Raw genomic sequence first — 19,100 nt, forward strand, 5'->3', positions numbered from 1 at the left:
TTTCCATACCCGGCTGACGTGGCCCGCTCATAGCGCATTCAGCCCAAAAGATCACAGCCGCAAGCCGCGATGGCCATTTGCCAGCTGTACCTGGGCGTTTTATGACCTTCTGCAAGGTGATCCGTTCGTACATCTGATCTGAAGTTTAAGGACGGAGCCTGAGAGGCCGCTGCTAAGGTTGGGAGGAAAGTGTTTGAGAGGTTTTGGACTGCTTCTTGCGGCAATCGCGGCCGTTCCTGCCATGCCGGTAAATCTCGCTCATGCGCAAACGACTATTGGCGATGCGACCGCCATGGGCTAACGGGCTCATGCGACAAGCTCATCTTGGGAAAGCAGAAGCTCGCTGATAGTTGTTCGGGCAAGCTGCTTGTCCTATCCCGACGGCCGTGTTGGCTTCTACTTCATTCTCAATGACGGACGGATCGTGACCTTCAGCGGTATCGATGCTCCCAATCCGACGCCGGACACCGACGTCGTGAAGCTTGACAAGGTTATCATGGGCGTCATGGGGAAGCCAAACGATCCAGAGGTCGTCGCCGCGACCGGTAGATGTACCTATTGCAACCCTTATAAAGGCGAATCGACCGTCTCCTGTGATGGCACGATGTCCAATGGCCAACGGTTTTCCGCGCGGTTCACGTCTGACGGTAAACCGCCGACTTGACCACTAGTGGCACCACCCGGCTGTCCAACGGCATTGGCTTCGGTCTGTCACAACCGCGAGCCTGAAAAGCCTGATGTTGAGATCGGGGCTTTTAACTTCCTCGCCGTGAATTAGTCTCGATGCTCAGGCATTTGTTTCAGCTGATCTTTTGTCCAGGATGTAACCGCGTGAACGTCGCCATCTTCATCCCGCATGAAGTCCAGATCGCTGATCGGCACGGAAACAGGTTTCGCGCCAATGCCGAGAAACCCACCGACGTCGATGACGACATTTGCGCTGGTGCCTGAACCGTGCACGTGGTCCACGCTGCCAACCTTGTCGTCATCTGCGCCGTAGACAGTAGCGCCTTCAAGGACTGCGGGCGTTAGTTCGTCGGTGCCCAGTCTTACGTGCTTGCTGTGGTCCATTTTCAAACTCCTCCGTTCGAGCCCATGTGAAAGCCGCCGGGGTGCAGTTTGTTCCTGCGTGAGGCTAATGGTTGACGCTCAAAGAGCTATCGGCCTTTGGGAACCGTTGTTGCTCCTCGTTGTTGAAGCTCCCGTGGATGAACGGTTAACCTCGCGAATGGCTTGAAATCGTCGGCCGAGCCGAGCCCCATGGCCCTATCGCGCATCCGTAGCGAAATCTAACCTACGATTTCGGCTTGAAGAACCTATCGGCTTCCTTCATCGCATTCTGAGCCGAGCCGTACAGCGCGCTGACGGCATTGCGCATTTCGGCAAACGCCTGCATGGTTCGTGGCGAAATGTAATCGCCTCGTGCTTCGGCATTGAGCCGCAAAGCTCTCTCGCAATCGGCGGCAATTCTATCCAGCTCCGGGGAAACCCGATAGAGCCGTTCCAAAATGGCGTCGATGTCACCCTTGGCGCGTTCAGACATTCGTTCTGCCATCAGATCCTCACCGCTGTGTCCCTTCCCCTGCAGGAGCTGAAGAACTCCTAAAGCAGTGTTCCCTGTTCGGCTTCGTCAGCCACTCTTACGAGCGCGTTGCCACGGCGGCGAAGTTCCGTCTCCGCGCTGAAGCGGACGTCGGCATCCCGATCGCGAGCGAACGCCTGCAATGCCGCAATGTCCAGCCGATCCCAGCTTTTGCCACGCTCGTGGCCTGAAGGTACTCGTGGCAAGAGGCCCGGCTCGCTGCTCCATTTCACCAGTTGCTCGAAGGTGGAGTCATTCAACATGTCCCGCAAATGGTGTGCGGTCACGTACGCATCGGGCATTGCGCGGTGGGCGGGAAGGCCAATCGCGTGCACCAGTCCCTCGGGCAAACGCAGATATCGGAGCATCTGGTTGGAGAACCTCGGCAGTTGAGGCCACAGCCGAAGCGCGCATTTCCACGTACATATCCAGGCCGCTCCGCCCGTAAATCTGGGGGTGCAGTAGCGCTGCTCGAAACTTGCCCTATGTGCAGCCAGTGCGATCACTCCACCTTCCGGCCGTAAGACGCTGGAGGCGATTTCTTTCCAAAAAGGTGCCGTCGCGACCTCCGCGTCCAAGATGTGATGTATTGCCATCGTCTCAGGAGAGATCGGTCGCCCGGGATTTACAAGCAATGATCCGCGCTCATCATCAATCCGCCATCCCCCATCATGGCCAAGCACGACGTCCTGCCATCCGATCTCGCAAACATCATTCACGCCATTCCCGGCTGTTTCGAGGTCAACGACCCGGATGCAAGATTTATGATCTACAGGGTTTGATAGGATCCCACTGCTCTCAATCAACATATTTAGTTATTTCGACCCGATGCCGTAAAAGTCCAGATATCACTCGGACATGATGCGACAGGCTGCTAACGATTGTCGACATGGTCGACGTGCTTAACCTGAGCGACATGGCTAAAAGAGGCCTGCTCCGCCACTCGCACCGATCATTTTGGAGAATTTTCCCAATGTTCCGTAAAATAACCGGGGCCACTTACCAGGCCCAGGAGATCGGACTTTACGCGACGGCGTCTCGCCTGTATTGCAGCACCACTTCAAATCGCCTGCCGACTTGTTGGTTTTCGCGCTTTGAGCAACAAAAAGGGCGCTCCCCGGAAACGGGTTGAGCGCCCTATAACTTTCCTCCATTGCAATCGTGTCTCGACGTAGCTCGCATATCGCCCGGGTCTCACACAAACTCTATCAATGACTGAATTGCGGTTTAGGACCGAGGCCAGCGCCTGGGACTTGGATGCCCGTCAATCAAACCCGGCGGCAACGCGTGATTTTCGCGGACAAAAAAGAGGGCCGACGGAGAACCGCGGCCCATTAATTGTGAAGGTATAAACCTCCAGAGGGGAACAGCTGAAACGACGGAACTGGGAGGAAAGCCGTCGTGTTGCATCAGCTGTGATCACCATGCTCCTTTTTTGACCGGTTGGAAAACATTTTTTGTGCAATGCAGCTATGCAACAGCGGATCATCCAGCCGAAGTGGTCCGTGGAGGATGGCATCTTGAAGGCTCTCACCGCGACCTCTTGAACTCTTTAGAAGGCGTCGATCCGGAGCCGGACTAGGCCACAGAGAAACGAGCCATCCAATGATGAAGAGGCCATGCGTGAGGAGGCGATGCCTTTGATCGGGTTCGGCGATTTCGCTTGATTTTACTCGGCGTCGTCGTTCGCCTTTGGGAACAGCTGCAACACATTTGACCCGCTCGGGTGCGCGAGAGTGCGAGCCTTTTGGCGCCGTGAGTTGTTTTCTCCAGCCTTTTGGACAGCTGAAACGAGACCTTCCCGCTGGCGATAATAATCTGGCTTGGCAGGCAGGGTGAGGTCAAACTCTTCAAGCATACGCTCAATAATGTCCATCGCTTCAGCCGCCAGACCAGCATAACCTTCTTGGCGTCGTTCGAAGAAGCCATCGTATCCGGGCCTGGAAAGGTCGAGACTATCCAACGCATAAGAAAGGGTCTTCACTCGGTTCGACAACCACAAAATTTCTTCCGAAAGCTCGGTATTAAAAAGCCCCCAGTTTGCGTCATGCGGAAGTGCAAGGGTTGGATCGGGAACGTGAAACGCGAATTGGCCTTCATCCATAGGATTGAATTCCGGCATGTCGTGAACGGCCGCGTAGCTGGCTCCGACAAAATCGTCTAAGGCCAGCACCGTCAGCATCGCTAGGTTTCTAACCTCGGCTTTCGGTCGCCGGTTGATCCCAGACTTCGCAAGTCGAATGACGATGGGAAGCAGGGAGCCAGCGGCTAAACCGCCAGCGCCGATGAACGCTCCCATTGCCATGATCCCTTGAGTGGTTTCGAAGAACTGCGTCAATAGTCACCTCGTTGAGTGGGAGCTGCGAGTTGCGTCAAGAAACACGCACAGACGGAATCAGCGCTATTCCCTCCCAGTTTGCCTTGAACTTCAATGATAGGAAACTCCGTTCCCGCCTTATGCCGTTGAGCAACCTGACGGCATCATCGTCACCGGCGACCATCAGACGCCTTGGCAATGACCTCTCGGTGCAACTTTCGAATTAAACATCAAGTGATATCGGTTGGCCTGTCTTTCAAGGACCTAATCGAGAACCGGCGATAGTGGTAAGATTTCTCTCAACCATTTTGCGTCATCCTCCAATTCCCCTCTGAAGCCAATCGACGAGATCTCAATGGCCACGGACCTTGACCGCAGTTTTCAAATGCCACGACGCGACGAGCTTGGCCTCTTCACGATCAGCAACGGTTCCGGCCTGTCGATATCGGCCCTGCCGAACGGCACGCTGTTTGCCATCGAATATGCCGACGACAAGGGATCGGTGCAGATCAACCAGATCCAGGGCTCGCCGCTGTCAGGCGGCATCGGACGCCTTTATCTGCGCATCGGCGGGGCTGCGCCTGACGTCGTCGAGATTGTCGGGCCTCGCGCCGATGGCAGCTTCGGGCACGATGCGACGAGCCTTTCCTGGAGCGGCAAGAGAGGCAATATCGGCTACAATGTCCGCCTCGAGCTCCATCCCTCCGAAACGGCCTGGTTCTGGCGTGTCTCCATCCGGCATCTGAGGGATGGAACGCTGCCGGTCGATCTGGTGCTGATCCAGGATGTCGGTCTCGGCGATCGCGGCTTCCTGATGAACAGCGAAGCCTATGCATCGCAATATGTCGATCATCATATCGCTGGCCACGAGACATTCGGCCCTGTCGTGATGAACCGGCAAAATCTCAAGCAGTCGGGTGCCCGCAACCCCTGGCTCGCGCAGGGCTGCCTCGATGGCGCGGCTGCCTATGCCACCGATGCGATCCAGCTGGTGCAGGCGAGTGACCGTCTCGGCGACCTGCTGGTCGGCCCCTTCGGCACCAACCTGCCGAGCAAACGGCGGCAGCAGGAGACGGCATGTCCCGCCATTCAGTCGAAATCGCTCTCCGTGCCGGCGACCGGCGCGACCGCGACCTTCTTTGCCGTGTTCGCCGCTGATCATCCCGAGGCGTCGAGCGATGCCGACCTTTCACGGCTTGACGAGCTCGCGGCCACAGACAGTGCGGTCTCCGATATCGAGGAGGCCACGCCGGTCCGCAGCCTGCTGCAGGATGCGGCCCTGCTGAAGGCCGAGGCGCTGGATAAAAAGGCGATCGGCAAGCTCTATCCGGAGCGGAGCCTGGAAGAGCGCGTCGACGGAAAGCTTCTTTCGTTTTTCGTGCCGGACGGCGTTCTGAACCGTCATGTAGTCCTGCGCGACAAGGAGTTGATGGTGGCGCGCCGTCACGGTGCCATCGTCCGCAGCGGCCAGAATATGCTGCTCGATGATGCGACGCTTGCCGCGACCTGCTGGATGCAAGGCATTTTCGCCGCCCAGTTGACGATCGGCAATACGTCTTTCCACAAGCTCTTTTCCGTCTCCCGAGACCCCTACAATCTGACCCGCGCCAGCGGGCTGCGCATCATGGCGGATGTCGGCGCCGGCTGGCAGCTTCTGGCGGTGCCGTCGGCTTTCGAAATGGGGCTCAGCGATTGCCGCTGGATCTATCGTTGCACGGAACGCACGATCATCGTGTCGGCGGTCGCCTCCGGCGAAGATGCGGCTATGCAGTGGACCGTGTCCGTCGAGGGCAAGCCGTGCCGCTTCCTGGTGTTCGGCCACGTCGTGCTTGGCGAGCGCGAATATGACGCGGGCGGGCAGATCGAATTCGACACGTCAGGCAAACGCATTCTTTTCCGGCCGGACCCCACCTGGCTCTGGGGCGAGCGTTATCCCGATGCCGGCTATTGGCTGGTTAGCTCAACGCCCGATGCCATCGAGGAGATCGGTGGCGACGAACTGCTCTATAGCGACGGGGTAGCACGCAACGGCGCCTTCGTCGCGCTCCGATCCCGGCCGACACAGGCGCTCTCTTTCGCCGCCGTCGGCTCGATGACCGATGCGGCGGAGGCCGAACGACTGGCGCAACGTTACGAGGCCGGCATCACCGATGAAGCCATGCTTGCACCGGCATCAACATTCTGGCGGAACACCGTGCGCGGCCTGACGATCGGTAGCACGTCGCCTGATCTTGCCGCGCAGACGGCCCTGCTGCCCTGGCTTGCGCATGATGCGATCGTGCATCTGAGCGTACCGCACGGCCTCGAGCAATATACCGGTGCGGCCTGGGGCACACGCGACGCCTGCCAGGGGCCGATCGAATTCCTGCTCGCGTACGAGCATGACCGGGAAGCCAAGGAAGTGCTGAAAACCGTCTTCAGCGAACAATACCTGGAAAAAGGCGACTGGCCGCAATGGTTCATGCTGGAGCCCTATGCCAACATCCGGGCGGGCGATAGTCACGGCGACATCGTCGTCTGGCCGCTAAAGGCGCTCTGCGATTACATCGAAGCGACCGGCGATCTCGCCATCCTCGACGAGAAAGTCTCCTGGCGCGACGAAAAGACGATGGCCCGGGCGCCGGAGCTCGACACCATCGCGATCCATGTCGAGAAGCTGCTTGATACCGTTCGTGAAGCTTTCATCCCCGGAACACATCTGATCCGTTATGGCGAGGGAGACTGGAACGACTCGCTGCAGCCGGCCGATCCGCATCTGCGCGACTGGATGGTCAGCAGTTGGACCGTCGCCCTGCTCTATGAGCAGATCGTCCGGTATTCGGCGATCCTGCGCCGCCTCGGCCATGGCGGCAAGGCCAAGGGCTTGAGGAAGATCGCAACCGCGATGCGCCGGGATTTCAACCGCCATCTCGTGCGCGATGGCGTCGTTGCCGGCTATGGCATCTTCGATCCCAGCCATGACGGCGTCGAATTGCTGCTGCACCCGAGCGACCGGCGCACCGGGCTGCATTTCTCGCTGATCTCGATGACGCAGGCGATGCTCGGCGGCCTCTTCACGCCGGTTCAGAGACGCGATCATATGAAGCTGATCGAGGAGCATCTGCTCTTTCCCGACGGCGTGCGGCTGATGGAAAAGCCGGCGACCTACGCCGGCGGGCCCGAGACGCTGTTTCGCCGCGCCGAATCCTCCTCCTTCTTCGGCCGCGAGATCGGCTTGATGTATGTGCATGCGCATCTGCGCTACTGCGAAACGCTGGCGCTGGAGGCAGAAGTGGACGAACTCTGGAAGGCGATCGCCGTCGTCAATCCGATTTCTGTCACATCAGCGCTGCCGCATGCATCGCTGCGCCAGCGCAACACCTATTTCAGCAGCAGCGATGCGGCTTTCCATGATCGTTATCAGGCAGCGGCCGAATGGGAACGCGTCAAGGCGGGAGAGATCGCCGTCGACGGCGGATGGCGCATCTATTCAAGTGGCCCGGGGCTCTACACCCGAAGCTTCGTCGAAAATATCCTCGGCTTCAAACGGCGCTTCGGCCGGCGCAAACGCAAGCCCCTTCTGCCCGCGATCCACGCCTCAGCCGATCTGCAAACGGATCACGCCGCCTGGCGGCGGCTGATGAAGCCGAAGCCTGAGGTGTGAAGTGGGCGGGTGCCATGCACTGCGGCATTATGCGGTAGCGTCGCGCAGCTCCTCGAAGCGTGCGGCGCTTTTCGACAGGTGGCTTCGGATGGCGCGACGGGCGGCGGATTCGTCGCGGTCGCGGATCGCCGCGAATATGGCATGGTGTTCCCTGCGCATACGCGCCGCATGGCGCTTGCGCTCGGCTGTTGTCATCTTGTCCAAGCGCGCCCATTGCCGCGGCACCATGATATTGCCGAACGTGTCGAAGAGGCGGCCGTAATAGGAGTTTTGCGTCGCGACTAGAATGGATCTGTGGAAGGCATAATCCTCTTGCGCGCCGTATCCACCCTCCTCGAGCGCCTTGTCGAGGGCGTCGAGACGATCCTGCATGCGCTCGATATCTTCCTGCGTGCGCCGCAGCGCGGCAAGACCGGCGGCTTCGTATTCGACCCCCATGCGCAGCTCCAGCACGCGCAAAACCTCGTCGATCGACTGCAGGTCGTTGGGAATGATGGAGAAGGATCTGGGCGTCGGATCGTTCGAGACGAAAGCCCCAAGGCCTTGCCGCGTAGTGATCAGCCCCTTCGCGCGCAGCGCGGCGAGCGCTTCGCGGACGATCGTCCGGCTGACGCCGGTTGCCATCATGATCGCCTGTTCGGTCGGCAGGCGTTGGCCGGGCTTCAGGTCGCCGGACTCGATTTGCGCCGTCAACATATCGGCAAGGTTGCTGCGCAGGTTCGGCGCCTGCTGAACGGTATTGAAGACCGCGTTGTCCTTATCTGCCATCCTGTTTCGAAATCCTGGTGTCGAGGCGGCTACGCCGACCCCGCTTCCTGTTCGCATTCCGTATCCACGCCAATGCGGTGGGCAGCAGCCCTAGCGCATAACCCCGAAAACCGGAATCGATTTAAAGCGCATCGCGATCTTTCAGATTCGCTCCTTGCGCTTTAAGCCTTTGTTTTAGGCATGCCGTTGTCGCAAAACCGCTGCACACTTTTGCGCGACATGTTCTGGGCCTGATCGGTTGGTGAGACCGATCAGCGCGCCAGCCAACCGCCATCGACGGGCAGCACCGTTCCATGCACGTAGTCGGACGCCGACGATGCCAGGAATACGGCCGCACCGCCGAGTTCGGACGGTGTTCCCCAGCGCCCGGCCGGGATGCGGGCAAGGATGGCGGCATTGCGGTCGGCATCTTCGCGCAGCGCCGTGGTGTTGTTGGTCACGAAGTAGCCGGGGGCGATGGCGTTGACGTTGACGCCCTTGCCGGCCCATTCGCAGGCCAGCAGCTTGGTCAGTCCGGCAAGCCCGCTTTTCGAGGCGGTATAGGACGGGATGCGGATGCCGCCCTGGAAGGATAGCAGCGAGGCGATGTTGATGATCTTGCCCCTGCCCTTCTCGACCATATGGCGGCCGGCCGCCTGCGACAGGAAGAAGGCGGTCTTCAGATTGACGTCGATCACCGCGTCCCAGTCTTCCTCGGTGAAGTCGAGCGCATCAGCGCGGCGGATGATGCCGGCATTGTTGACGAGGATGTCGAGGCCGCCGAAGGTCTGGATGGTCTCTGTGACGATCCCCTTGACCGGTTCGATGCTGGCAAGATCGGCCTTGACGACATGGAAGCGGCTTCCCGCTTCCTTCACCAGCGCTTCAGTTTCGTCCATCGAGGAGCGTCCGACGGCGACGATCGACGCACCGGCCTGCGCCAACGCTGCCGCGATGGCCTGGCCGAGCCCTGTATTGGCGCCGGTGACGACGGCAACCCGGCCGGAAAGGTCGAAGGGATTTGCCACGATGCTCACCTCAGATCTGCAATGGCGATATGGTCCATGTCGGTGAAGCTCTTATTGTCGCCGGCCATCGCCCAGATGAAGCTGTAGTTCTTGGTGCCGGCGCCCGAATGGATCGACCAAGGCGGCGAGATGACTGCCTGTTCGTTGGCGACAAGCATATGCCGGGTCTGCTGCGGCTCGCCCATGAAGTGGAAGACACGCTGCTCCGCTTCCAGATCGAAATAGAGATAGGCTTCCATGCGGCGGTCATGCGTATGGGCAGGCATGGTGTTCCAGACGCTGCCCGGCTCGATCATGGTGAAGCCCAGCGTGAGTTGGCACGACTGGCAAACGTCCGGATGGATGAACTGGTAGATCGACCGCTTGTTGGCCGTCGCGGCTTCGCCCGGCGTCAGGTGACGGGCCTTTTCGCGGGTGAGCAATACGGTCGGGTGCGTTTGATGCGCTGGCGTCGAGACCAGATAGAACTTTGCCGGATTGGCCGCATCTGCGCTCTCGAATCTGATGTCCTTGGCACCCTTGCCGACATAGAGGCAATCATATTTGGCAAGATCGTAATTCGTGCCGTCGACGATGATGCGGCCGGCACCGCCGATGTTCAGGGCGCCGAGTTCACGCTCGGCAAGGAAGGTTTCCTGTCCGATCGCCGTCGGCGCCGTCAGCGTCAGCCCGGGGCCGAGCGGCGTCGCGCCGCCGATGACCATCCGGTCGTAATGCGAATATGTGAGCCGGATCTCGCCGCTCGCGAAGACGGTTTCCACCAGAAAGTGACGCCGCAGCGTCTCCGTGTCGAAATCACGCACGGCCTCGGGATGGGAGGCGTGCCTCACGTCGATCTGCATGTCAATTTTCCTTCCGCTTCATTGTCGCTACGGGTCGTCGCTGTTGCGGAAGCCGATCTTGTCGGCCTCTTCCGCTGCGGCGGTATCCATCCGGTTACATAGTTGTACGACAAGTTTGGTGTCAACAGGTTTGTCGGTGCTCGCTTGAGCAGACGCAAGGCCCGCAAGAGCACGAAAGAAAATCTGGGAATAGACAGGAGAATTTCTGGAAATGATGACGCCATCATCCAAGCAATGGATCGCAAGCGGCCGTTCTTGGCGCGATCCAGCGGTGCTATCGGCCAAAACGAAAAAGCCTGCCGCGGGAGGAGGTGCGGCAGGCTTTCGTAAAAAACCGAACGACAGCTGGGAGGAGGAGTGCTGTCATTCCACAGACGACCCTGGGAGGAGGATGGGGCGCCTGTATATCAAAGGGATGCGGGAGGAGGTGCATCGCTTCGATAGAAATAATCATACTTATTTTTTGCTCAGTTGATAGGCACTTCTTTGCAGGGCAGCTATGCGTTATGCGAAAAGCGGGAGGCTCGATCACATGGTCCATCTGCCGGAAGCACAAAAGCAAAGCGCCCGCTCGGGAGGAAGCAGGCGCTGGCATAGTCTTTTGAAGATGCTTGGTCTAAGCTGCCGTTAGCGGGCGATGGCTGCGCGGGCGACGTTGCGGATTTCGCTGCGGCCGATGCCGAGGTCGTCCAGTTCGCGTGCGGACATACGACCCAGTTCAGCGACCGTCTGACGGTACTTGCGCCAGTTATTAAAAGAGCGTGCTACGTTCATGATGATCCCCTTTCGTGGGCTTTCGAAGCTTAGCTGCCAGTCCTTGGCGCTTCGTTCGCTTCGATGAGTTGTATATAGTATGAGACTGCTGATTATTGCAGCGCCAATGCATCACTGCACCTATGCGGCGCTTGCATGGGTCGCCATATCTCGTAGTCAATCAGGATCCGAACCGCTTCGCGGTCAGAGTTTGAAGCGATCGAAGGCCGTCAGCCGCACGATCGGCGGCTCCGCCTCGGCCCATCGGTAAATATCCGAGCGCAGATAGGAGAGCTCGTCGTCGAGATCCTCTTCGCCGACTTCGATCCACCAGGACTTCAAGCGACCGTCGCTGCCGTCCGACCAGCGATAACCCCTCGCCTTCAGATGATCCTTCATCTCGAACGGGCTGTGTTCGGCAAAGATACGGATGCGCGAGCGCTGGCTGGCGCGGTAAAGCTCGGTGAACGGGCTTTCACCGTCGCGCTGCTCTCGGTCGAGGATTTCCAGCAGTGCGTGGCAGTCGTCGACGGCGCGATGGCCTTCGTGAAAATACCCGGCCTGGCCGACGAGGTAGCCGAGCTTCGTACCCTCGAAACCGCGGGCGCTCCAGTCGATCTCCGAAACCGAGCATGCCCAGGCCTTGCCGGTGAAAATCTTCGAGAAGGCCTCGCAGAACGGCCGGTCGAAACCGGCATTGTGGGCAATGATCAGATCCGCCGGCTCGATCAGAGTTCTCAGCGATTGGATATCGATGAGCTGTCCTTCGACCATCGCATCGGTGATACCAGTCAGCCGGGTGATCTCCGGCGGGATCGGCCGGGACGGCTGTTGCAGGCCGCCGTAAATGCCGACTATATCGCCGATCGCGCCGTCATCGTCGAAGGTAAAGGCGACGGCGCCGATTTCGATGATCTCGTCGCTACGGTGGTTGAGGCCTGTGGTCTCCGTATCGAGAATGACGCCGAGCCGCGAAAACCCGGGCTGCCTGACTGACGCAATCGGCCGGGCGGCCAGTTTTCTCAAGATGCGATAGTTGCCGCTCTCTTCGAGCGCCCGCGCCATGTCTTCATCGGAGTGAACGACCGGCTGCGATGGCCGCCGGTGCAATGGACCGCGCGCTTTGGCCATCGCGGGCGATGCCTTGGCAAACATGTCGAGTTGCGAATCTCTGTGCACGCTCATCGAATCTATATGTCACGGAGACGCGATTGAATCCATCACTCGCGCCGGGCGCTGTGGAGTATCCCCACCTGCTGCCCTCTCCGGCGGGAAGCTCAGCCGGCAGACTGCGCCGGGACTGCGGTTGTCTATCGTCACCTCGCCGCCGTGCAAACGCAGGATGTCGCGAACGAGATTGAGGCCGAGGCCGGCACCGCGCCCGTCGTGATGGCGCTTGAAGAACGGCTCGAATATGCGATCCCGCATATCGGTGGGGATGCCCGGTCCCTCGTCCCTGACTTCGATCCAGTTGCAGCCTGATGTCAGCGAGATGGTACCTTTCCTGCCGCCGTGGTTGATCGCGTTCTGCAGGATGTTCATCAGGGCGCGCTGCAACGCCAGAGGATCGCCCTCGATCTCGCCGGCGCCGTCGACATCGAACTGCACCGTATAACCGGCGGCAAAGGCCAGCGGCGCCATCTCGATGATGACCTTCCTCGCCAACTGGCCGAGATCGACCTTGCAGAACTGGACCTTGCCCTGTTTCAGTCGCTGAAGATCGAGCATCTGCTCGGTGAGAACGGCGAGCCTTGCGGCGTCTTCCAAGAGGGCGGTCTTGATCGAACTGTGCGGCAGGGATCCAATTCTCGTATTCAGAATGGCGATCGGCGTGCGCAGCTCATGGGCGGCATCGGTCAGAAACCGTTCCTGCCGCTCATAACCCTCGTCGAGACGGCCGAGTGCGCGGTTGACGGCGTGCACCAGGGGCGCGATCTCTTCGGGAATATCGTTTTCCGACAGCCGGCCGCCACGCTGGTCGATATCGATCGTATCGGCCTGGAGCGCGGCCTGGTCGATCCCGACCAGCGATCTTCGCACAACGAGCGGCGTCGCGATCAACGCACCCAACGCCATCACTGCGACGATAGGGATAACAATTTTTACAAGGACCAGCGAAAGCTTGAGCAGGATGAAGGTGGAGGAGTTGGGGCCGTCGGTGCCCGTCAGAAACTGCACCTGTCCCCAATCCGTCGCAATCCACTTCATCCGGGCAGCCGGACGGTCGTGGTCGCCGAGATTCGAGCCGAACTTGGCCTGGCCGACATGATCAAGCGTGTTGCCGATTGCGGCATATTCTTCCGGAATCCGGCCCTCGGTCAAAACATGTCCCTGCATGTCGCGAATGGTGTACCAGAGATCGGGCGCGTCCTTGCGCAGCTGTCGCAGATCCTCGGTCTCCCTCAGGCTCAACTCTCCGGTGGGCTGGCGGAAAACCGCCTGGCGCAGGATCTCAATCGTGCCCTCCGTCGACCTGAATTCGGATATCTTGCCAACCGAAATCAGCACGATCATCACCAGGATGAGCACGACCGATTGCACGGCAAGAAGCCGCCAGAACAGGCGCTTGCGCAGCGAATAGGAGCAACGTTTGCTCATGATGCTTCACGCAGGAGATAACCCACGCCCCGGATAACGTTGATGACCACGCCTGCTTGCGATGCTGCCAGCTTACGCCGCAACCGCGATATGTGGGAATCGAGCGCGTTCGACTGGATCTCGTCGTCGAAGCCGAAGACTGCTTCCATCAAGGCCGGTCGCGGCACCATGCGACCGGCACGGCGCATGAGGCATTCGAGCACCAGCGCCTCCCGGCGCGGCATTTCCAGACGCAAGCCGGAAACGATGATGTCGCAATAGGTCGGATCGAACGAAAGACGGCCGATCGAGATCAGCGCCGGGCGCAAGGTTTCGGAGCGGCGCATCACGGCGCGCAGCCGCGCCAGAAGTTCGTCGAAGACGAAGGGCTTGGCAAGGTAATCGTCGGCGCCGGTCTCAAGCCCGGTGATCCTGTCTGGAACCTCTCCCTTGGCGGTGATGACGATGATCGGCAGCGTCAGCCCCTTCTTGCGGATCTTCGGAATGAGTTCGAGGCCATCGCCGTCGGGTAGTTGCCGATCCAGAAGGACGGCGTCGTAGGCGCCGTCGCCGATCACCAGCTCGGCGTCGCCTAGGGTCGAAACGTGATCCATCACCATGTCGTGCCTGGTGAGCGCCCCCCGGAGCGCCACGGCCATTTGAGGTTCATCCTCGATCAGTAATATGCGCATCTCACATTCCTGTCGTGGGGCCTATCGGAGGCCACTATCGGGGTCCATAGGTGGAAACCATATCACCCTCGAGCAAGTCTGCGATGCCTGTTGCGCATCGAACGCCGGATTGCCGCCTCGTAGCGAAGGATCATAGCCGTCATCATGCGCGGCGTTGCTCGATCAATATCATTGGCTGGTATCTGCGGCTGATCCGGTAGACGGCGGCCGGCGGGAGATTGCGCAACGTCCAGCCGATCCTCGTGGCGACAAGGCCGAGGGAGTCGAGGATTTCGACAGGCACCGGGCATTTCGGCCCGTAGGTGAACTGATAGAAGGCACCGTATGGCCTGAGATTGGAAAAGCAGCCCTCGAGCAGCGCCCGCACATCGTCGGGCCGCATGGCAAGAAGCGGAAGCCCGCTGACGACGCCGCCGAAGAAACTTCCAGAAAGCGCCGTCTTCCAGATCTGCCGGACGTCCAGCCGCAGCACCCTGGCATCGGGAAAGCGGCTTTGAAGCAGCGTGGCGAAATCCCGCTCGTATTCGACCAGCGTCAGATCGCGCTCTGCAATGCCGCGTTCCAAAAGGGCTGCGGTGAAAACACCGGTGCCCGGGCCGAGCTCGAGGACCGGCCCGGTCAGCGCAGAAATTTCCTTGGTCATCAGGCGCGCAAGGCCGGGACCTGACGGCGTGATCGAGGCGATGCGCAGCGGCGCGCGAAGCCAGGCGAGAAGAAAGCGTCGTCGATCGAAACGTGGCATGGGACCTTCACATTGGCAGATTGATCCCACCTATGATCCCGCCCAACATTGCAACAGTCTGTCAAATCGCCGCCGATGCAGTTCTTCATGCCGGGGACGAGACCTTCCGGTGCGCTGTTCTGAGCCCCTTTCGGTCGATCCAGCTTTTGATTTCGGCGGCAATCGCCTCGGGCTGGTCCTCGGGGACAATGTGGCGAGCCGGCCCGCAAGCCCTGATCTCCAGGCCTGCGATGTTGTCGCGACACCACGAAATCATCTCGCTGCCGATCAACAGCGTTTCGGAAGGCCCGTCGAAGGTCAGCAGCAGCTTAGGAACCTCAGGACTGGCGGAAAGCCAGCGGTCATAGGCCTCGATCCTGGCGACCACATCGGCCGGCTCGCCGTTGATCGGCATGGCGCGCGGCCACTCCAAAAGCGGGCGCCGGCTGTTACGGTCCGGATAGGGCGCGCGGTAGACATCCCAGTCGAAATCGCTGAGCCCTTTCAGCGTGGTCGCGCGCAAGGCCTGTTCGATGAAGAAATTTTCGTCGAGGACCTTGGCCTCGCCGGTTCCGGCACCCCGCAACAGTTCATAACGCGTCTTTCCGCCGCCCGGTAGATCCTCCCAGCTCATCGGCCGCAGGATGGTTTCCATGAAGACGATTCCGCGCACCCGCTCGGCGTGGCGCGAGGCCCAGTCGAATGCCAGCGCGCCGCCCCAGTCGTGGCCGACGAGCACGACGTCGTCGAGGTCAAGGGCATCGAACCAGCCGTCGAGATAGGCGATATGATCGCCATAGCGATAGCCGATATCGGGTTTGCCGGAGCGTCCCATGCCGATGAGATCGGGCGCCAGGCAGCGGCCGGGCCCGATGCCGGGCATGATGTTCCGCCAGAGATGCGATGAGGTGGGATTGCCGTGAAGGAAGACGATCGGGTCGCCCTCCCCCAGCTCCTCGTAGGAGATGAACGAGGTGAGGATATCGATGATCGGCATATGGAGCTCCAAGCTTTCGTGCTATATAGGCAGGCGACTGTCCATTTATCATATAGACAGGTAACTGTCTATATTGTTGCGCGGGGTTTCATGTCGCCGTCTTCCCTTGGCCTGTTGTTGCGTCTGGTCCATCAGCATTGGACACAGGCCGTCGAAGCGGCACTCGATGAGGCCGGCTATGGCGATATCCGCCCGCCGCATGCCAATGTCTTCACTTTCGCGCGGCCAGAGGGCATCCAGGTCAGCGAGCTGACCAAGCTCGCCCGTGTTCGCAAGCAGACGATGACGCAGGCCGTGGAAGAACTCGAGCGCCTGGGTTATGTCGAGCGCCGGCCCGATCCGAATGACCGGCGCGGCCGGCTGGTGTTTCTGACGGAAAAAGGCCAAGGGGTCAGGCCGATAGCGATGGCGGCGGGCCGGCGCGTCGATGAAAGCTGGGCGGCCTTGACCAGCCAGCAGCAGATGGATGATTTGCGCACAGCACTCCGGCGGCTGCTGGAGCAGCTGCAATAGCAAGGCGGGTTGGCATGAGAGCGACCCTTTCCACTTAACCGTCGCGCGACCGAAGGAGAATGCATGCCTGGTGACAACAGCAAAGGTGCTGACGAGGATGTCGTTATCATCGGCGCCGGCGCCGCCGGCATTGCCGCCGCCCGTCGCCTGCAGGCAATCCGCCCGGATCTTTCCATCCTCCTGCTTGAAGCCGGCGATCGTCTCGGCGGTCGCGCTTGGACGATTGGACTGCCCGAAGCTGCCGATATCGGGCTCGATCTCGGCTGCGGCTGGCTGCATGGCGCGCGGACCAATGCCTGGACTGCGATCGCCGGCGAGGTCGGACTGACGGTCGACCACACGCCGGCACCCTGGAACGATGGCGGACGGCGGCTTCAGCGGGATGACGCGGAGGCGCGTGCCGCAAGGCAGGCGATCGGCGCCTACTTCGAGCGCCTCGAGAACCACGAGGGGAATGACGCAGCCATGGCCGATATGCTCGAGCCCGGCAATCCCTGGAACGGCCAGATCCGGGCGGTCGGCACCTATATCACCGGCGCCGAACTGGAGCGGTCGTCGGTCGTCGACTACAACAGATACGATCCCGGCCCTGGCCCTGACTGGCGGGTGCGCGAGGGCTATGGAACCCTGGTCTCGCTTTACGGCAAGCCGGTTCGGGCAAGGCTCGGCACCGAGGTCACGCGCGTCGACCATCGTCACGCCGGCCGTATCGGCATTGAGACGAACCAGGGTGTGCTCAGTGCCCGCGCGGTGCTGGTGAGCGTTTCGACGAATGTGCTTGCCGCCGGAAGGATCGCCTTCGACCCGCCTTTGCCCGACAAGATCGAGGCGGCAGCCCGTTTACCTCTAGGGCTCGCCGACAAGCTGTTCCTGAGGCTCGCAAATCAGGAGGCGCTGCCGGCGGACACGCATATGCTCGGCTCTACCCGTCGCGGCGCGACCGGCACCTATCAGCTCAGGCCGTTCGGCGCTCCCGTCGTCGAGGCCTATTTCGCCGGCGACCTCGCGCATGATCTGGAGGGGCAAGGCAGAGAGGCTGCCTTCTCCTTCGCTGGAGATGAACTGGCGGCACATTTCGGCGCGGACATCCGCAAGGAGCTATCGGTCGCCGCAATGTCGGCCTGGGCCGCAGCGCCGCATATCGGCGGCTCCTACTCCTACGCCGAACCCGGCGCCTCCGATCAACGCGGCCGTCTCGCTGCGCCACATGACGAGCGGATCTTCTTTGCCGGCGAAGCCTGTTCGAAGTCGCGTTATTCGACGGCGCACGGCGCCTACGAGACCGGTGTCGCCGCAGCCGATCGGATCGCCGGCTCGTTTTCGTAAAATCCGTGATCGTCGCCGGCTGCGGCGGCAGGCGGGAATATTTTTTTCTCACTTGTCGCGCGGGCGGGATTGGCTATGCTGCCCTCGCCTCTGTGCTCCCAGCCCAGGGCGCTATACGTCATCCGGCGGCAAGCGGCCGCCTCAAGCACAATATTGTCATTGTCATTGATTGCAGGAGCCCCGGCTTCTACCCCGACGTTTGCACGTCGGCTGCGGGTATCCGCATGAGGAGGAAGAAATGGATTATCGCAAGCTCGGTCCCAGCGGGACCGTCGTCACCGCCTATTGCCTCGGCACCATGACCTTCGGCGCGGAGGCCGATGAGGCCGCATCGCACAAGCTGCTCGACGATTATTTCGCCTGGGGCGGCAATTTCATCGATACCGCCGATGTCTACAGCGCCGGCAAGTCGGAAGAGATCATCGGACGCTGGCTGAAGGCGCGCCCGACCGAGGCCCGCCAGGCGATCGTCGCCACCAAGGGGCGCTTCCCGATGGGCAACGGACCCAACGATATCGGCCTGTCGCGCCGGCATCTTGGCCAGGCGCTCGACGATTCGCTCCGCCGCCTCGGCCTCGAGCAGATCGACCTTTACCAGATGCATGCCTGGGACGCGCTGACGCCGATCGAGGAGACGCTGCGTTTCCTCGACGATGCGGTTTCCTCCGGCAAGATCGGCTATTACGGCTTCTCCAACTATGTCGGCTGGCACATCGCCAAGGCCTCGGAGATCGCCAAGGCGCGGGGTTATACCCGTCCGGTGACGCTGCAGCCGCAATATAACCTGCTGGTGCGCGACATCGAGCTCGAGATTGTCGCGGCCTGCCAGGATGCCGGCATGGGTCTGTTGCCGTGGTCGCCGCTCGGCGGCGGCTGGCTGACCGGCAAGTACAAGCGCGACGAGATGCCGAAGGGCGCAACCCGCCTCGGCGAAAACCCCAATCGCGGCGGCGAGTCCTATGCGCCGCGCAATGCGCTGGAGAGAACCTGGGCGATCATCGCTGTCGTCGAGGAGATCGCCAAGGCGCATGGCGTCAGCATGGCGCAGGTGGCCCTCGCCTGGACGGCGGCGCAGCCGGCAATCACGTCCGTGATCCTCGGCGCCCGCACGCCGGAACAGCTCGCCGACAACTTGGGCGCCATGAAGCTCAAACTCTCCGACGACGACATGGCCCGGCTCAACGAGGTGAGTGCGCCCCAGCCTTTCGACTACCCCTACGGCAAGGGCGGCATCAACCAGCGCCACCGCAAGATCGAGGGCGGCCGCTGAGCCCTCCGTCTGCAACCGGCTGAGTCGTCTCGCCCGGTCTGCAACCACCAATGAAAAAGGCGCCATGTTTCCATGGCGGCTTTTCGGCCCTT

General features: G+C 60.8%; 19 protein-coding genes. 5 read left to right on the top strand and 14 right to left on the bottom strand.

Annotated features, from left to right (window positions below; genetic code table 11):
* The first annotated feature begins 367 nt into the window (after positions 1–367).
* Positions 368–664, top strand: a complete 297-nt coding sequence (locus HX898_RS18895) for a hypothetical protein (RefSeq protein ID WP_180195374.1) — start codon at positions 368–370, stop codon at positions 662–664.
* 110 nt (positions 665–774) lie between these two features.
* On the opposite strand, the gene HX898_RS18900 is transcribed toward HX898_RS18895, so the two are convergent.
* The 4 genes from HX898_RS18900 to HX898_RS18915 all read right to left on the bottom strand — a co-directional run bounded on the left by HX898_RS18900 (position 775) and on the right by HX898_RS18915 (position 3,920).
* Positions 775–1,071 carry a PRC-barrel domain-containing protein gene (locus tag HX898_RS18900; RefSeq protein ID WP_180195375.1) on the bottom strand — a complete coding sequence of 99 codons (297 nt, stop codon included), beginning with the start codon at positions 1,069–1,071 and terminating at the stop codon, positions 775–777.
* A 223-nt stretch (positions 1,072–1,294) separates the two neighbouring features.
* Positions 1,295–1,555 (bottom strand): hypothetical protein, encoded by a 261-nt coding sequence (locus HX898_RS18905; RefSeq protein WP_164047161.1) that lies wholly within the window; start codon positions 1,553–1,555, stop codon positions 1,295–1,297.
* Between the two features lie 47 nt (positions 1,556–1,602).
* On the bottom strand, positions 1,603–2,391 hold the full coding sequence (locus HX898_RS18910; protein ID WP_180195376.1) for a DNA polymerase III subunit epsilon: 789 nt from the start codon (positions 2,389–2,391) through the stop codon (positions 1,603–1,605).
* Between the two features lie 860 nt (positions 2,392–3,251).
* The gene (locus HX898_RS18915) at positions 3,252–3,920 is read right to left on the bottom strand and encodes a hypothetical protein (RefSeq protein ID WP_180195377.1); all 669 of its coding nucleotides are present in this window, start codon (positions 3,918–3,920) and stop codon (positions 3,252–3,254) included.
* A gap of 334 nt (positions 3,921–4,254) precedes the next feature.
* Here HX898_RS18915 and HX898_RS18920 point away from each other — a divergent pair, with 334 nt between their 5' ends.
* The gene (locus HX898_RS18920) at positions 4,255–7,542 is read left to right on the top strand and encodes a cellobiose phosphorylase (RefSeq protein ID WP_180195378.1); all 3,288 of its coding nucleotides are present in this window, start codon (positions 4,255–4,257) and stop codon (positions 7,540–7,542) included.
* Between the two features lie 27 nt (positions 7,543–7,569).
* Here HX898_RS18920 and HX898_RS18925 read toward each other — a convergent pair whose 3' ends face one another.
* The 10 genes from HX898_RS18925 to HX898_RS18970 form a co-directional block, all read right to left on the bottom strand.
* Complete coding sequence (locus HX898_RS18925; protein ID WP_180195379.1) at positions 7,570–8,310, bottom strand: FadR/GntR family transcriptional regulator; 741 nt, start codon at positions 8,308–8,310, stop codon at positions 7,570–7,572.
* 251 nt (positions 8,311–8,561) lie between these two features.
* Entirely contained in the window at positions 8,562–9,326 is a 765-nt protein-coding gene (gene kduD, locus HX898_RS18930) for a 2-dehydro-3-deoxy-D-gluconate 5-dehydrogenase KduD (protein ID WP_348649470.1), read from the bottom strand.
* Positions 9,323–10,159 (bottom strand): 5-dehydro-4-deoxy-D-glucuronate isomerase, encoded by an 837-nt coding sequence (kduI, locus tag HX898_RS18935; protein ID WP_011655262.1) that lies wholly within the window; start codon positions 10,157–10,159, stop codon positions 9,323–9,325. The genes kduD and kduI overlap by 4 nt, the downstream gene beginning before the upstream one ends.
* 27 nt (positions 10,160–10,186) lie before the next feature.
* The gene (locus tag HX898_RS18940; RefSeq protein ID WP_180195381.1) at positions 10,187–10,444 is read right to left on the bottom strand and encodes a hypothetical protein; all 258 of its coding nucleotides are present in this window, start codon (positions 10,442–10,444) and stop codon (positions 10,187–10,189) included.
* Positions 10,445–10,786: 342 nt separating this feature from the next.
* Positions 10,787–10,933, bottom strand: coding sequence for a DUF1127 domain-containing protein (locus HX898_RS18945; protein ID WP_003548073.1), 147 nt, complete (start codon positions 10,931–10,933; stop codon positions 10,787–10,789).
* 183 nt (positions 10,934–11,116) lie between these two features.
* Positions 11,117–12,097 (bottom strand): 3'-5' exonuclease, encoded by a 981-nt coding sequence (locus HX898_RS18950; RefSeq protein ID WP_180195382.1) that lies wholly within the window; start codon positions 12,095–12,097, stop codon positions 11,117–11,119.
* Positions 12,098–12,109: 12 nt separating this feature from the next.
* Positions 12,110–13,510, bottom strand: a complete 1,401-nt coding sequence (locus tag HX898_RS18955) for a HAMP domain-containing sensor histidine kinase (protein ID WP_180195383.1) — start codon at positions 13,508–13,510, stop codon at positions 12,110–12,112.
* A complete protein-coding gene (locus tag HX898_RS18960; RefSeq protein WP_138389599.1) occupies positions 13,507–14,181 on the bottom strand; it encodes a response regulator transcription factor in 675 nt (224 codons plus the stop codon). Before HX898_RS18960 ends, HX898_RS18955 begins: the two co-directional genes overlap by 4 nt.
* A 142-nt stretch (positions 14,182–14,323) precedes the next feature.
* The gene (locus tag HX898_RS18965) at positions 14,324–14,923 is read right to left on the bottom strand and encodes a methyltransferase domain-containing protein (protein ID WP_180195384.1); all 600 of its coding nucleotides are present in this window, start codon (positions 14,921–14,923) and stop codon (positions 14,324–14,326) included.
* A gap of 85 nt (positions 14,924–15,008) precedes the next feature.
* Positions 15,009–15,899 (bottom strand): haloalkane dehalogenase, encoded by an 891-nt coding sequence (locus HX898_RS18970; protein ID WP_180195385.1) that lies wholly within the window; start codon positions 15,897–15,899, stop codon positions 15,009–15,011.
* Here HX898_RS18970 and HX898_RS18975 point away from each other — a divergent pair, their 5' ends adjacent.
* The 3 genes from HX898_RS18975 to HX898_RS18985 all read left to right on the top strand — a co-directional run bounded on the left by HX898_RS18975 (position 15,900) and on the right by HX898_RS18985 (position 19,008).
* Positions 15,900–16,412, top strand: a complete 513-nt coding sequence (locus tag HX898_RS18975; RefSeq protein WP_180195386.1) for a MarR family winged helix-turn-helix transcriptional regulator — start codon at positions 15,900–15,902, stop codon at positions 16,410–16,412.
* A 63-nt stretch (positions 16,413–16,475) separates the two neighbouring features.
* Positions 16,476–17,738, top strand: a complete 1,263-nt coding sequence (locus HX898_RS18980) for an NAD(P)/FAD-dependent oxidoreductase (RefSeq protein WP_180195387.1) — start codon at positions 16,476–16,478, stop codon at positions 17,736–17,738.
* 238 nt (positions 17,739–17,976) lie between these two features.
* Entirely contained in the window at positions 17,977–19,008 is a 1,032-nt protein-coding gene (locus tag HX898_RS18985; RefSeq protein ID WP_180195388.1) for an aldo/keto reductase, read from the top strand.
* Positions 19,009–19,100: the final 92 nt, after the last annotated feature.

The organism is Rhizobium sp. WYCCWR 11128, from assembly GCF_013416305.1.
Classification (GTDB): domain Bacteria; phylum Pseudomonadota; class Alphaproteobacteria; order Rhizobiales; family Rhizobiaceae; genus Rhizobium; species Rhizobium indicum.

What these genes read in the sequence shown, in the direction of transcription:
- HX898_RS18985 (WP_180195388.1), top strand. Translation starts at nt 17,977, where the DNA reads ATGGATTATCGCAAGCTCGGTCCCAGCGGGACCGTCGTCACCGCCTAT.
- HX898_RS18910 (WP_180195376.1), bottom strand. Translation starts at nt 2,391, where the DNA reads ATGTTGATTGAGAGCAGTGGGATCCTATCAAACCCTGTAGATCATAAA.
- kduI (WP_011655262.1), bottom strand. Translation starts at nt 10,159, where the DNA reads ATGCAGATCGACGTGAGGCACGCCTCCCATCCCGAGGCCGTGCGTGAT.
- HX898_RS18920 (WP_180195378.1), top strand. Translation starts at nt 4,255, where the DNA reads ATGGCCACGGACCTTGACCGCAGTTTTCAAATGCCACGACGCGACGAG.
- HX898_RS18980 (WP_180195387.1), top strand. Translation starts at nt 16,476, where the DNA reads ATGCCTGGTGACAACAGCAAAGGTGCTGACGAGGATGTCGTTATCATC.
- HX898_RS18905 (WP_164047161.1), bottom strand. Translation starts at nt 1,555, where the DNA reads ATGGCAGAACGAATGTCTGAACGCGCCAAGGGTGACATCGACGCCATT.
- HX898_RS18925 (WP_180195379.1), bottom strand. Translation starts at nt 8,310, where the DNA reads ATGGCAGATAAGGACAACGCGGTCTTCAATACCGTTCAGCAGGCGCCG.
- HX898_RS18900 (WP_180195375.1), bottom strand. Translation starts at nt 1,071, where the DNA reads ATGGACCACAGCAAGCACGTAAGACTGGGCACCGACGAACTAACGCCC.
- HX898_RS18950 (WP_180195382.1), bottom strand. Translation starts at nt 12,097, where the DNA reads ATGAGCGTGCACAGAGATTCGCAACTCGACATGTTTGCCAAGGCATCG.
- HX898_RS18970 (WP_180195385.1), bottom strand. Translation starts at nt 15,899, where the DNA reads ATGCCGATCATCGATATCCTCACCTCGTTCATCTCCTACGAGGAGCTG.
- HX898_RS18945 (WP_003548073.1), bottom strand. Translation starts at nt 10,933, where the DNA reads ATGAACGTAGCACGCTCTTTTAATAACTGGCGCAAGTACCGTCAGACG.
- HX898_RS18955 (WP_180195383.1), bottom strand. Translation starts at nt 13,510, where the DNA reads ATGAGCAAACGTTGCTCCTATTCGCTGCGCAAGCGCCTGTTCTGGCGG.
- HX898_RS18960 (WP_138389599.1), bottom strand. Translation starts at nt 14,181, where the DNA reads ATGCGCATATTACTGATCGAGGATGAACCTCAAATGGCCGTGGCGCTC.
- HX898_RS18965 (WP_180195384.1), bottom strand. Translation starts at nt 14,923, where the DNA reads ATGCCACGTTTCGATCGACGACGCTTTCTTCTCGCCTGGCTTCGCGCG.
- HX898_RS18975 (WP_180195386.1), top strand. Translation starts at nt 15,900, where the DNA reads ATGGAGCTCCAAGCTTTCGTGCTATATAGGCAGGCGACTGTCCATTTA.